Origin of the sequence: Bradyrhizobium sp. 26S5 (assembly GCF_036923295.1) — a bacterium.
Classification (GTDB): Bacteria; Pseudomonadota; Alphaproteobacteria; order Rhizobiales; family Xanthobacteraceae; genus Bradyrhizobium; species Bradyrhizobium septentrionale.
On record NZ_CP145948.1, the window covers coordinates 8,980,161 to 8,993,631 of the forward strand.

The window sequence follows — 13,471 nt, forward strand, 5'->3', positions numbered from 1 at the left end:
AATAGTGCCAAAAGTCATGGGCCGGATTCGTTCCGACAGGGGCGATTCCAGCCGCCCGAATTTTCCGCGCATTGAAATTACTGGCTTTTTGGCCCCGAATGTTTCGTCGTCGGACCGCCGACGAAACAATTCTCCCGGTCACGAAACCATTTTCCGCTTTTCGCGCAGACATCCGGAAACGGGCGGTAACTAACAATTCTCCTAACGAACCGCCGCCTAACGGCGAATTGGGAGCCTGTCATGCCGAACGTCATCGCCATCAACACTGCAGCCAAGAAGCATATCGACGCTGCCCGCGCGACCTCGGATGAAATGCTGCTCGCGAGTATCGCCAAGAATAACCGCACCGCGATGCACACGCTCTATGCCCGTCACAATGTCCGGGTTTACCGCTTCGTGCTGCGGATGGTCCGCGACACCACGATGGCCGAGGACCTGGTCAGCCAGGTGTTCCTGGACGTCTGGCGCACCGCGGCCCAGTTCGAGGGCCGCTCGCAGGTTTCGACCTGGCTGCTGTCGATCGCCCGCTTCAAGGCGCTGACCGCGCTGCGCCAGCGCAAGCATGAGGATATCGACCAGGACGACGTGCTGGAGATCGCCGATGGCGCCGATACGCCGGAAACCTCGCTCGATCGCGCCACCACCAGCGAGATCCTGCGGGCCTGCGTGGCCAAGCTGTCGCCGGCCCACCGCGAAATCATCAACCTAGTCTACTACCATGAGAAGTCGGTCGAGGAGGCCGGGCAGATCATCGGTATCCCGCAGAGCACGGTGAAGACCCGCATGTTCTATGCCCGCAAGCAGCTCGCCGACCTCCTCAGGGGTGCCGGCGTGGACAGCGTCGCGGCCTAATCTAACGCAAATTCAGATACTTAACAGGAGATCGCGCGGTTCAGGCAATTGTCGACGAAGCCGAAAAAGTCAGGCGACGAAACAATTGAAACAATCGACGACATCACCCGGAAAAACGCGATCTCTATACCCATATCCAACGACGCAACCCCAACCACTACCAGCTCAACGAGTTTCGACGCTTCTCTAGTTCCAACCTCCCAAGTAGCCTCCAACGACCCGGCCGGGATGCCCCCCAGCCGGGTCGCTCTGTTTTTGGCGCGGCGTCGTGATGCCGAACGCGCCTCGTCTCACACGGACGTGACGTCATCCGCGACGGCTCAGCCGTAACGGGCAGACCGTCCTCGCGAAGACCATCAGGCGTACCCGGCATGGCCCTCTGGGCGCGCCGGGAGTTCTGATGGACGGACGACGATGCTCAGCCTTGCCCTAGGTGGTGTGGACTCTAAGGATTCCCTTTTAGGAGCAAATCAGATTCAAGGCTGCTTTTGGGGAGGCCGCCTTGGGTGTGATGGACCGTTTGGTATTGAGCGACGCGGCGTGGGAGCGGATAGCGCCGCTGATCATAGGGCGCCCCGATCAGAAGGGCTCCACCGGGCGCGACAACCGGATGTTCGTGGAAGGTGTGCTGTGGATCGTGCGTACGGGGTCTCCCTGGCGCGATCTTCCGGAGGTGTTTGGGGACTGGAACAGCGTGTTCCGGCGCTTCAGTCGATGGAGCATCAAGGGTGTTTGGTGGCGGATCTTCGAGGCGATGTCCGATGATCCGGACTTCGAATATCTGATCGTCGATTCCACCATTGTTCGGGCGCATCAGCACGCCGCCGGCGCCAAAAAGGGGGGTCTGAAGATCAAGCGGAAGATCAAGCGATCGGCCGCTCGCGCGGCGGCCTGAGCACCAAGATACATATGGCCGTTCGAGGCTTGGGATGTCCGGTGCGGTTCACGCTTACCGCAGGTCAGAAGGGCGATGCACCGCAAGCCGCCGCATTGATCGAAGGCTTATCCGCCGAGGTCGTCATGGCCGATACGGCCTATGACGCCGATCACTTGCGCCAAGCCATCGCCGCCAAAGGCGCGCTCGCCGTGATCCCCAACAACCCGTCACGCGCGCTCAAATATCCACTCGACAAGCATTTCTATGCCCAGCGTCATCTCGTCGAATGCTGCTTCTCAAAGCTCAAGCAGTTCCGCCGCGTCGCAACCCGCTTCGAAAAAACGGCCCGGAACTACCGGGCCGTCGTCACTCTCGCAGCCATCGTTCTATGGATGCGCTAGTGTCCACACCACCTAGCCCTGCTTGCCGGTGTCGCCACCGTCGCCGCCCCCTGCACCCTGCCGATGCTGCCAATCCTGCTTGGGGTATCGATAGGCCAGACCCGCAAGGCGCGGCCCGCGGTGATCGCGCTCGGCTTCGTGATGTCATTCTCTGCGGTGGCATTGCTGCTGAGCGCGATCACGCGTGCGTTCGATTTCGATCCGAATGTGCTGCGCACCGGCGCGGCCGTCCTGCTCGCCGGCTTCGGCCTCTTGATGATCTGGCCGGCGCCGTTCGAATGGCTGTCGATCCGGCTCAGCGGTGCAGCTTACGGCGCCGGTCAGGCTGCGCCGTCGCAGGGCCTGCTCGGCGGCTTCGTGCTCGGCAGCACGCTCGGCCTGGTGTGGACGCCCTGCGCCGGACCGGTGCTCGGCTCGATCCTGACCATCGTCGCGACCTCGAAGGATACGGCGTGGGCGAGCCTGCAGCTCGTCACCTACGCGATCGGCGCCGCGATCCCGATGCTCGCGATTGCCTATGGCGGCCAAGCCGTCACCACCCGCGTGCGCAGCATGGCGCGGATCGCGCCGCGTCTGCAGCAGGGCTTCGGCGTCGTGATCATCGGCTTCGCTGCACTTTCCTACCTGCAATACGACACGCTGATCGTGGCGTGGCTGACCCAGTTCTATCCCAACGGCCAGATCGGCCTCTGAACCCCACAGGAGATATCGATGCCCGTGCGCTTGCTTGCTGTGTCGGCCCTCGTCGGCGCCCTTGGCCTGGGCGGCGCCGTCATCCCCGGCCTCTGCTCGGAGTTCGACACGCCGGCGAAAGCGGTGCCGGTGGCCGCGGCGATGACGGCCGAACAGAGCCAGACCGCGCCCGAATTCGCCGGCATCAGCAACTGGTTCAATTCGAAGCCGCTGAAGCTCGCCGACCTGCGCGGCAAGGTGGTGCTGGTGGATTTCTGGACCTATGGCTGCGTCAACTGCGTCAACACGCTGCCGCACGTCACCGAACTCTATTCAAAGTACCGGGACCACGGCCTCGTCGTGATCGGGGTCCACACCCCGGAATTCCCGTTCGAGCATTCGGCGTCCAACGTGCAGGCGGCACTGAAGCGGCACGGCATCCTCTATCCGGTGGCGCAGGACAACAATTCGCAGACCTGGAACGCCTACGGCAACCAGTATTGGCCGGCGCAATACATCATCGACCAGAACGGCAAGATCGTCTTCCAGCACGCCGGCGAGGGGCGGTACGACGAGATCGACCGCACCGTCGCCCGGCTGCTCAACGCCAACAGCTAGCGTGCACCAGGCGAAACTGACACCGCTTCGCGGCATTTGTGGAGGCCGACGCTGGTTGGGCGTGGCGGTACGGCTCGCAGCTTCCACATCGAAAGCACTTCGATTGCCGACATCACCGCCGAATTGATTGAAGCGGGATTTATCGAATTTCGCCGCCGCTTCCATGATTGCGGCGGTGACTGCGAGTCGAGCGCTTTCGACCTTGTCGGAGATATCATCCGATGTGCTTTGAGAGCGTCAACTCATAGAAAGCCTTCAGGCGGATCGTCGCGCTCTGAAGGGCGATGACATGTTTTTCAAGGTCGCCCTGCTTTATGTGGGGCAATAACTCTCCTTTGCCGCGCAGTTCTTCGGCAAAGCTTGTCTCGATACGAATGTTAAACTCGTTGCTTACCTCGGCGTCTATATGTGCCCTCATCGGGTGGTGGGCAATTCGACGCCGGAACGAGAGTAGATCCTCCAGTTCCCCTCGCACTTTGAGCCACTCTCTGACATCGAGATGGTCATGGCCGCCGTTCTTCTTCTTCCGAACTGGCAGATTAGCTTTTACAAGCTCGTCTACTAGCTTGATGCGTCCATCGAGCTGTGGAGTCCGATAATAAACAATCGAAGCAACTTCAGATCGTGGAGTTCCGAGGCATTTCTGACAGGTCAAGAATAGATGGTCTTCGACGTGTGACCATTGCGTAATACAAATGCCCACCCATCGGTAGAATTCATCGAACGCGTCTGACATGGCAAAAGCGAAGTCCCAAGTTGACAAGTTTCGAGAGGCGGCCCGCGAAGCGCGAGACAGACGATTCCGAGGACGCATTCAACGCAACGCTAAAAACCTGGCTAAATTGCTACGTAAAGAAATGACGCCATCGGCGGACGCTACGGAAGCCGGTGCTTCCTCACGTCAGAAGCCGAAGTCCAGTTGACCCGGCATCGATCGGTAGTGCGAGCAAACATGCTCCCACTTTCCGAACCGGAACCGGTCATACTCGTTTACAAAAACTGGCTTTCGACTACCGCCACTACGCATGACGCTATCCTTTCCTGTTGCGCGGGCGTACGGCCCGCAGGCTCACTCCCTTGGCGTACGCGGGAGCGGGCTGTGGCAACCTCCAGCCCTGTCGGGCCGGATCACAGGAATGGTGCCGATGGCGGCAAACCCCATTAATTCCTGAGAGGATTTATGGGGGAATTTAAGCTGTTTGAGTCGGGCTCGCATGGCAAGCCCTCGGATCTATGAAATCCACAATCGCCCCGCTTCACACGTGATCAAAACAGGAATCTGAGGTCTCGGTTCTGATCCGATCAGAACCGAGAGCCAGACAATCCGCCCTGTGTCGTCGTCACATCCGGCGTGGTAAGGTCCACGCCGGGTCGGCGACAAATGGTGGATCATGTTCGAAGGCTGGGATGCGGTCGTACTCGCCCGCGCGCAATTCGCTTTCACGATGTCGTTCCACATCGTGTTTCCCGCATTCTCGATCGGGCTTGCGAGCTATCTCGCGGTGCTGGAAGCGCTGTGGCTTGCCACCAAGCGCGAAGTCTACATCAACCTGTTCAATTACTGGCTGAAGATCTTCGCGGTCGCGTTCGGCATGGGCGTGGTCTCGGGCATCGTGATGTCCTACCAGTTCGGCACCAACTGGTCGTCCTTTGCCGACAAGACCGGGCCGGTGATCGGCCCGATGATGGCCTATGAGGTCCTGACCGCGTTCTTCCTCGAGGCGGGCTTCCTCGGCGTGATGCTGTTCGGGCTGTCGCGCGTCGGCCCAAGGCTGCACTTCCTGGCGACCCTGATGGTCGCGATCGGCACGCTGATCTCGGCGTTCTGGATTCTGTCGGCCAATTCCTGGATGCAGACGCCGACCGGCCATGCCGTCAATGCCGATGGCCAGTTCGTCGCAGCCGACTGGCTCAAGGTGATCTTCAATCCCTCGTTCCCCTATCGCCTCGTGCACATGGTGCTGGCGGCCTATCTCACCACCTCGCTCGTGGTCGGCGCAGTCGGCGCCTGGCACCTGCTGCGCGACCAGCATCTCGCCGGCCCGCGGGTGATGTTCTCGATGGCGATGTGGATGGCGACGCTGGTGGCGCCGATCCAGATCCTCGCCGGCGACCAGCACGGCCTCAACACGCTGGAGCATCAGCCGGCCAAGGTGATGGCGATGGAAGGCCACTACCAGAGCCACAAGGATGGTGCGCCGCTGATCCTGTTCGGCTGGCCCGACCAGGCCGAAGCGAAGGTGAAATATGCGATTGAGGTGCCGAAGCTCTCGTCGCTGATCCTGAAGCATTCGCTCGACGCCCCGCTCGCCGGCCTCGATACCGTGCCGCGTGAAAACTGGCCGCCGGTGCCGATCACCTTCTGGTCGTTCCGCATCATGGTCGGGCTCGGCTTCCTGATCCTGGGGCTCGGCCTGCTCAGCCTGCTGATGCGCTGGCGCGGCATGATGTACCAGTCGCCGCTGCTGCACCGCTTCGCGGTTCTGATGGGCCCGGCCGGCTTCATCGCGGTGCTGGCCGGCTGGATCACCACGGAGACCGGGCGGCAACCCTTCACCGTCTACGGGCTGTTGCGCACCACCGACTCGGTATCGCCGCTGGCGGCGCCCGCGGTCGGCTCGTCCCTGATTGCCTTCATCATCGTCTATTTCGCCGTGTTCACCGCGGGTGTGATCTATATCCTGCGGCTGATGGCGCAGCCGCCGCATCCCGGCGAACAGGGCCCGACAAAAGATCTTCCCGCCCGTGCCGCCGGCATCACGCCGGCCGCGGGCGCTGTCGTGGAGGGTGCGCGATGAGCATTCCCATCGACCTCACCACGATCTGGGCCTTCATCATCGCGTTTGCCGTGTTCGTCTATGTCGTGATGGACGGCTTCGATCTCGGCCTCGGCATCCTGTTTCCGGTGTTTCCGCAAAAGGCCGACCGCGACGTCATCATGAACACGGTGGCGCCGGTGTGGGACGGCAACGAGACCTGGCTGGTGCTCGGCGGCGGCGGCATGATGGCGGCGTTTCCGCTGGCCTATGCGGTGCTGATGCCGGCGCTCTACACGCCGATGATCGCGATGCTGCTCGGCCTCGTGTTCCGCGGCGTCGCCTTCGAATTCCGCTGGCGGACCCAGAAAGCGCGCAACAAATGGGACCTCGCCTTCGCCGGCGGCTCGCTGGTCGCGACCCTGGCGCAGGGGATCGCGCTCGGCGCCATCCTGCAGGGCATCCATGTCGAGGGACGCCAATATGCCGGCGGCTGGTGGGACTGGCTGACGCCGTTCAGCGTCCTGACCGGCATCGCACTGGTGATCGGCTACGCGCTGCTGGGGGCGACCTGGCTGGTGATGAAGACCGAGGGCGAGTTGCGCGACCGCGCCTATCACCTGAGCTGGATCCTGCTGATCGCGATGCTGTGCGCGATCGGCGCGGTCAGCATCGCAACGCCGTTCCTGGCCGTGCAGTACACCCAGCGCTGGTTCGCCTGGCCCAACATCATCCTCACCGCGCCGGTGCCGATCGCGGTCGCCGCGGCCACCGCGCTGCTGCTGCGCGCGCTCAGCAACAAGAACGACCACCAGCCGTTCTTCCTGACACTGGCGTTGTTCGCACTGTCCTATGCCGGGCTTGGCATCAGCATGTACCCGTACATCGTGCCGCAGAGCATCACGATCTGGCAGGCGGCGGCGCCGGCCAACAGCCAGATCTTCATGCTGTTCGGGGTCTCGATCCTGGTGCCGCTGATCCTCGGCTACACCGCCTGGGCCTATTGGGTGTTCCGCGGCAAGGTGCGGCCCGGCCACGGATACCACTGATGCCGCAGGCCCCGAATCAACGGCCGCTCGGCCAGCGCCTGTTGTGGTTCGCAGCGCTCTGGCTCGGCGGCGTCGGCACGGTCACAGTGATCTCGTTCGCGTTGCGACTCTGGATTGCGCCGAAATGAGGCGGATGGCGCGGCACATCCCGGCGCGCAATGACAAAAAACAGAAGCATTACAGTGATATAGTGTGACGCCCGCCCTAAACTTGCCATCAAGCTGCCGCTCAGATTTGATGCTGCCGCGATTTGGGGTCGAGCAACCATTGGCTGCGCGCCAACAAGGAGAGCTTTGCATGACGAAACTTCGTCACCTGGTCTGGATGTTGATCGCCACGGGCGCACTCGTGCTGTCGACGTCGCAAGGCTTCGCCCAGAGCCGCCCCGATGCCGACGAGCCCGGCCTCGTCGCCGACGACGGCTACGAGCTCGATCCGGAATGGCAGAAGCAGGTGGTGTATTACCGGACCAACGAGGCGCCGGGCACCATCATTGTCGCCACCGCCGAACGCCATCTCTACCTCGTGCAGGGCAATGGCCGCGCGCTCCGCTACGGCATCGGCGTCGGCCGCGAGGGCTTCACGTGGCAGGGCCTGGTCAGCATCACCCGCAAGGCCGAGTGGCCGGACTGGGTGCCGCCGCCGGAGATGATCGCGCGCCAGCCCTATCTGCCGCGCTTCATGGCAGGCGGCCCGGGCAATCCGCTCGGCGCACGCGCAATGTATCTCGGCACCACGGTCTACCGTATCCACGGCACCAACCGGCCCGACACCATCGGCACCGCCGTTTCCTCCGGCTGCTTCCGCCTGGTCAACAACGACGTGGCCGATCTCTATAGCCGCGTTCCCGTCGGCACCAAGGTGATCATCCGCCAGAAGCCCGAACTGTAGCGTCCGATATCCGCCCGTTTCCCCCGATCACTCGCGAGAGAGAACCCATGCGTACATTTCGAGGCGGCCTGACGATCGGGCTCGCGGTCGCCGTGCTGGTTGCGGCAGCCGCCATCACCTATGAGCGTTACGACACCCGCACGCTGAAGCGCACCGTGCGCCGCGGCGACGTGCTGTGCGGCGTCAACAAGGGCCTGCCGGGCTTCTCGATCCCCGACGACAAGGGCAACTGGACCGGCTTCGACGTCGATTTCTGCCGCGCGGTCGCGTCGGCGATCTTCGACGACCCGTCGAAGGCGAAATTCGTTCCGCTCGACGCCAGCGAGCGCTTCAAGGAGCTGCAGAACCGCAAGGTCGACATCCTCTCGCGCAACTCCACCTGGAGCATGTCGCGCGAGACCAATTACGACCTCTATTTCCCGGCAGTCGCCTATTATGACGGCCAGGGCTTCATGCTGCCCCGCGCGCGCAACATCGATTCCGCGCTCGACCTGAACGGCAGCAAGGTCTGCGTGCAGTCCAACACCACGACGCAGCTCAACCTCGCCGACTATTTCCGTGCCAACAACATGAAGTACACGGAGATGAAGTTCGACAAGCTGGACGATGTGGTGAAGGCCTATGATTCCGGCCAATGCGACACGCTGACGTCGGACGCCTCGCAGCTCTATGCGCTGCGGCTCAACCTCTCCAAGCCGAGCGACCACACGATCCTGGCCGACATCATCTCCAAGGAGCCGCTGGCGCCGGTGGTCCGGCTGCGCGACGACGACTGGATGATGATCGTGAAGTGGACGCTCTACGCCATGATCAACGCGGAGGAGCTCGGCATCACCTCGAAGAATATCGACGAGGCGCTGAAGTCGAAGAAGCCGGAGGTGATGCGGCTGGTCGGCACCGAGGGCGCCTATGGCGAGGATCTCGGCCTGACCAAGGACTGGGCCGTGCGCATCATCAAGCATGTCGGCAATTACGGCGAGGTCTTCGACCGCAACGTCGGCGCCGACTCCAAGCTGAAGATCCCGCGCGGCATGAACCAGCTCTGGAACGCCGGCGGCGTCCAGTACGCGCCGCCGATCCGTTGATCGACAGCGCGGCTTAGACCAGCGCTGTCGCCGCACTCTCAATTGTCATCACCCGCGAAGGCGGGTGATCCAGTACGCCGCGGCCTGTCGGCTCAAACACAAACGTCTCTGGAATACTGGATCGCCCGGTCGAGCCGGGCGATGACAGTGTGTTGCGCGGAGATGTCGCCGCCGCTGATCGACCGCGCGGCTTGGCCACCGCTGTCACCGCACTCTCACTGTCATCACCCGCGAAGGCGGGTGATCCAGTACGCCGCGGCCTGTCGGCTCAAACACAAACGTCTCTGGAATACTGGATCGCCCGGTCGAGCCGGGCGATGACAGTGTGCGTGTGGCGGCGACGCCGCGCCTCAGTACCCCTTGCCCTGTGCCAGCTGGTCGGCGTGGAAATTGCTGTCGCCGAACAGCTCCTGGCAGACGCGGGCGCGCTTCATGAAGAAGCCGATGTCGAACTGGTCGGTCATGCCCATGCCGCCATGCATCTGCACGCCTTCCTGGACGGCGAGCGTCGCGGTCGTCCCCGCGCGCGCTTTTGCAACCGCAACCGCATTGCCCGCCTTGTCGAGATCGGCATCGAGCGCCTGCAGCGCCTTCAGCACGGCGGCGCGGGTGATCTCGATATCGATATAGAGCTCGGCAGCGCGATGCTGCAGCGCCTGGAATTCGCCGATCGCCTTGCCGAACTGCTTGCGCTCCTTGAGGTAGGTCACGGTGCGGCCGAACACCTCGTCGGAGAGGCCGACCATTTCGGACGCCACAGTGCCGCGGCCGATATTGAGCACGCCCTCGAGCAGCCCAAAGCCCTGATCGACCTCGCCGAGCACGCTGTCGGCATTGACCTCGACCTTGTCGAACACGATACGCGCCGCGTTATGCGAGTCGACCATCGCGGTGCGCTCGATTGCGAGCCCCTTCGCCTTCGGATCGACCAGGAACAGCGTCAGGCCGTTCTTCTCGCCGGCGCTACCCGCGCTGCGCGCGGCCACGATCAGAAGATCGGCGGTGTGGCCGTCGACCACAAAGGCCTTGTCGCCGGATAGCCTGAAGCCGTTGCCGGAGCGCGTCGCCTGCAATCTGGTCTGCAGCGGGCGATGCTTTGCACCCTCGTCGATCGCGAGCGCCACGAGCAGCGAGCCGTCGGTGATTTTCGGCAGATGCTGCGCCTTCTGCGCCTCGCTGCCGCCGCGCGACAGCGCCGAGGTGGCAAGCACCGAGGTCGCGAGGAACGGCGACGGCATCAAGGTGCGGCCGATCTCCTCCATCACGATGCCGGCCTCGACGCAGCCGAGCCCGCTGCCGCCGAACTGGTCCGGCACCAAAAGGCCGGAGAAGCCCATCTCGGCAAACGTTGTCCAGAGCTCGCGCGAGAAGCCGGTGGCATCCTTGCTGTCGCGCAAGGAGCGCAGATGCGCCACCGGCGCCTTGTCGCTGATGAGGCCGCGCGCACTGTCGCGCAGCATGGATTGTTCTTCGGTGAGGACGAGGGCCATGGATGGATTCCGAAATGACGACGATGAATTTTCCAACTGTTGAACCCCCTCCCCCTGCAAGGGGGAGGGTCGGGGTGGGGGTCTGCCGCTTGCTCCGTGCTTGCGGCTTGACCCCCGCCCGTCGCGCTCAGGGAGCGCAAGAGCGCTCCCGAGCGCGCCGACCTCCCCCTTTCAGGGGGAGGTGAAGATCACGCCCCCGGCAGATCGAGGATGCGCTTCGCGACGATGCCGAGCATCACCTCCGAGGTGCCACCCTCGATCGAATTGGCCTTGGTGCGGAGCCAGGCGCGCGGGCGGGCGCCGCCTTTGGAGCGATCGCTCTCCCATTCCAGCGCGTCGATGCCGCCCGCCGACATCAGGATCTCGTAGCGCCGCTTGTTGAGCTCGGTGCCGTAATATTTCATCGCCGAGGAGAACGCCGGATGCGATTGCCCCGCCTTGGCGAGATCGACCGCGCGTTCCGCGGCCGCGGCGAGCGCGGCTTCATCGACCTCGAAGCTCGCAATCTGGCTGCGCAGCTGCGCGTCGTCGAGCTTGCCCTGCGCATCGGCGCCGACCGAGTCGGCTGCGATCTGGCCGAGCGGACGGCCGACGCCGCGCTCGCCCATGCCCGAGATCATCGCGCGCTCGTGCTGCAGCAGGTACTTCGCGACGTCCCAGCCGCGATTGACGGTGCCCACCACATGCGACTTCGGCACGCGGACATTGTCGAAGAAGGTTTCGCAGAACGGCGAATAGCCCGAGATCAGCAGGATCGGCTTGGTCGACACGCCTTTCGAGGCCATGTCGAACAGGATGAAGCTGATGCCGTCATGCTTCTTCGCCGCCGGATCGGTGCGCACCAGGCAGAAGATCCAGTCGGCATAGTTGGCATAGGAGGTCCAGATCTTCTGGCCGTTGATAATGTAGTCGTCGCCGTCGCCGACCGCGCGGGTCTGCAGCGAGGCGAGGTCGGAGCCGGCGTTCGGCTCGGAATAGCCCTGGCACCAGCGGATCAGGCCCGCGGTGATATCAGGCAGATGCTCCTTCTTCTGCTCCTCGGTGCCGTATTTCAACAGCGCCGGCCCGAGCATCGAGATGCCGAACGAGGTCAGCGGCGCCCGCGCACCGATCGCGGCCATCTCCTGGCGCACGATCTTGGCCTCCTCGCCATCGAGGCCGCCGCCGCCATATTCCTTCGGCCAATGCGGCACGGTCCAGCCCTTGTCGCGCATCCGCTCGAACCAGACGCGCTGCGCGTCCGACGAGAATTTCGTGTTGCGGCCACCCCAGAAGGTGTCGCCATCCGAGGTCATCGGTGTGCGCATCTCGGGCGGACAGTTCTGCTCCAGCCAGGCGCGGGTCTCTGCACGGAATTTCTCGAGGTCAGCCATGGTGCGTTTCCAGTCAAATTCGACGAATTGGAATCGACCTTAGACCTGCGCGGCCGCCGAATTCAATATGGCTTGCGGCCGCGCCATGCTCTGGCGTCGGTGGTCACCTCGCGTGATCGGGTGTATCGGCGAGACAGGTAACGATTGAAAAACAAGAGGAAACGGACATGCGGCTGAAGCTGCTTTCGCCTAGCGAAATGAACGCCGCCCAGAAAGAAACCTACGACGAGTCGATCGCCGGCAAGCGCGGCGCGCCACCGGCGCCGATGATGGCCTGGCTGAACAGCCCGGAGATGGCGCGGCATGCCACGCGGCTCGGCGAGGTGCTGCGCTTCGAGACGATCTTTCCGCCAAAGCTGTCGGAGATCGCGATCCTCGTCACCGCGCGGCACTGGACCGCACATTACGAATGGTATGCCCACAAGCGCCTCGCGCTGAAGGGCGGCCTCGATCCGAAGATCATCGAGGACATCCGCGTGCGCCGGACGCCGAGCTTCGACGATCCCAAGGCCAGGATGATCTATGACGTCGCCAAGGCGCTGCATGAAGGTCACGGCCTGCCGAAGCCGCTCTACTGCGAGGCGATCGAGGTGCTGAGCCAGCGCGGCCTCGTCGAGGTGATCGGCCTCTGCGGCTATTACACGATGGTGTCGATGACGCTGAACACGTTCGAATTCGAGCTGCCCGGCGGCGAACTGTCCGAGCTCGCATAGACTCCACCAAGGATGGCGCTTGCGGAAACGCTGCGTTTCCGGATCAGTCGCTCTGGTCCCGGCAAATCCGGACTATATCAAGCGCTGAGGCCTTGCCCCTGACGGCAAGGCATTGACGCCGACGGAGCCACGACATGTCGCAAAATCCTCCCATCGTCGCGGGCACGCGGATCGGGCATGTTCATCTCAAGGTCGCCGATCTCGACCGCGCGCTCGGCTTCTATTGCGGCGTGCTCGGCTTCGAGCTGCAGCAGCGCTTGGGCGCGGACGCGGCCTTCATCTCGGCCGGCGGCTATCACCACCACATCGGCCTCAACACCTGGGAGAGCAAGGGCGGCCATCCGCCGCCACCCGGCACCACCGGCCTGTTCCACACCGCCATCCTCTATCCGACCCGCCCGGCGCTCGCCGACGCGCTGCATCGGGTGCGGTCCGCCGGCATCCAGCTCGACGGCGCCAGCGACCATGGCGTCAGCCAGGCGCTCTATTTGCGCGACCCCGACGAGAACGGCGTCGAGCTCTATTGGGACCGGCCCGAGGCCGAATGGCCGCGCAGCGCCGACGGCAAGCTCGCGATGTTCACACGGCCGCTCGACCTGGAGGACCTGCTGAAGCAGCGCGCGGCATAATTCCGCGGCCCGGATAATTTCGTAGCCCGGATCGCGCTTCGCCGCATCCGGCTACAGATGTTTAT

The 13,471-nt window shown here is 63.5% G+C and carries 13 protein-coding genes and 1 pseudogene; 11 read left to right on the plus strand and 3 right to left on the minus strand.

From position 1 onward, the window contains the following. Nucleotides 1–240 precede the first annotated feature (240 nt). The 4 genes and pseudogenes from V5279_RS42485 (at nt 241) to V5279_RS42500 (ending at nt 3,420) form a co-directional block, all read left to right on the plus strand. Nucleotides 241–852, plus strand: a complete 612-nt coding sequence (locus V5279_RS42485) for a sigma-70 family RNA polymerase sigma factor (RefSeq protein ID WP_166213495.1) — start codon at nt 241–243, stop codon at nt 850–852. 502 nt (nt 853–1,354) lie between these two features. Beyond that, a pseudogene (locus tag V5279_RS42490) lies at nt 1,355–2,130 on the plus strand (IS5 family transposase). Between the two features lie 63 nt (nt 2,131–2,193). Next, entirely contained in the window at nt 2,194–2,823 is a 630-nt protein-coding gene (locus V5279_RS42495) for a cytochrome c biogenesis CcdA family protein (protein WP_338692903.1), read from the plus strand. 18 nt (nt 2,824–2,841) lie between these two features. After that, nucleotides 2,842–3,420 (plus strand): thioredoxin family protein, encoded by a 579-nt coding sequence (locus V5279_RS42500; RefSeq protein ID WP_338692904.1) that lies wholly within the window; start codon nt 2,842–2,844, stop codon nt 3,418–3,420. A gap of 214 nt (nt 3,421–3,634) precedes the next feature. Here V5279_RS42500 and V5279_RS42505 read toward each other — a convergent pair whose 3' ends face one another. Next, entirely contained in the window at nt 3,635–4,156 is a 522-nt protein-coding gene (locus V5279_RS42505; protein WP_338692906.1) for a hypothetical protein, read from the minus strand. 655 nt (nt 4,157–4,811) lie between these two features. Here V5279_RS42505 and V5279_RS42510 point away from each other — a divergent pair. The 5 genes from V5279_RS42510 (at nt 4,812) to V5279_RS42530 (ending at nt 9,201) form a co-directional block, all read left to right on the plus strand. Beyond that, nucleotides 4,812–6,218: a cytochrome ubiquinol oxidase subunit I gene (locus V5279_RS42510; RefSeq protein ID WP_338692909.1), complete on the plus strand. Its 1,407-nt coding sequence runs from the start codon at nt 4,812–4,814 to the stop codon at nt 6,216–6,218. Continuing rightward, nucleotides 6,215–7,225, plus strand: a complete 1,011-nt coding sequence (gene cydB, locus V5279_RS42515; RefSeq protein WP_338692911.1) for a cytochrome d ubiquinol oxidase subunit II — start codon at nt 6,215–6,217, stop codon at nt 7,223–7,225. Before V5279_RS42510 ends, cydB begins: the two co-directional genes overlap by 4 nt. After that, nucleotides 7,225–7,353, plus strand: coding sequence for a DUF2474 domain-containing protein (locus V5279_RS42520; RefSeq protein WP_156928837.1), 129 nt, complete (start codon nt 7,225–7,227; stop codon nt 7,351–7,353). The genes cydB and V5279_RS42520 overlap by 1 nt, the downstream gene beginning before the upstream one ends. 169 nt (nt 7,354–7,522) lie before the next feature. Further along, nucleotides 7,523–8,116, plus strand: coding sequence for a L,D-transpeptidase (locus tag V5279_RS42525; RefSeq protein WP_029083603.1), 594 nt, complete (start codon nt 7,523–7,525; stop codon nt 8,114–8,116). 47 nt (nt 8,117–8,163) lie between these two features. Continuing rightward, nucleotides 8,164–9,201: an amino acid ABC transporter substrate-binding protein gene (locus V5279_RS42530; RefSeq protein ID WP_338692917.1), complete on the plus strand. Its 1,038-nt coding sequence runs from the start codon at nt 8,164–8,166 to the stop codon at nt 9,199–9,201. Between the two features lie 350 nt (nt 9,202–9,551). Here V5279_RS42530 and V5279_RS42535 read toward each other — a convergent pair whose 3' ends face one another. Continuing rightward, on the minus strand, nt 9,552–10,691 hold the full coding sequence (locus tag V5279_RS42535; protein ID WP_338692919.1) for an acyl-CoA dehydrogenase family protein: 1,140 nt from the start codon (nt 10,689–10,691) through the stop codon (nt 9,552–9,554). Between the two features lie 188 nt (nt 10,692–10,879). After that, entirely contained in the window at nt 10,880–12,064 is a 1,185-nt protein-coding gene (locus tag V5279_RS42540) for an acyl-CoA dehydrogenase family protein (RefSeq protein WP_338692921.1), read from the minus strand. Nucleotides 12,065–12,231: 167 nt separating this feature from the next. On the opposite strand from V5279_RS42540, the gene V5279_RS42545 reads away from it, so the two are divergent. Both V5279_RS42545 and V5279_RS42550 read left to right on the plus strand, forming a co-directional pair. Next, nucleotides 12,232–12,777: a carboxymuconolactone decarboxylase family protein gene (locus tag V5279_RS42545; protein WP_338692923.1), complete on the plus strand. Its 546-nt coding sequence runs from the start codon at nt 12,232–12,234 to the stop codon at nt 12,775–12,777. Nucleotides 12,778–12,911: 134 nt separating this feature from the next. After that, nucleotides 12,912–13,406, plus strand: coding sequence for a VOC family protein (locus tag V5279_RS42550; RefSeq protein ID WP_338692925.1), 495 nt, complete (start codon nt 12,912–12,914; stop codon nt 13,404–13,406). Nucleotides 13,407–13,471 lie beyond the last annotated feature (65 nt).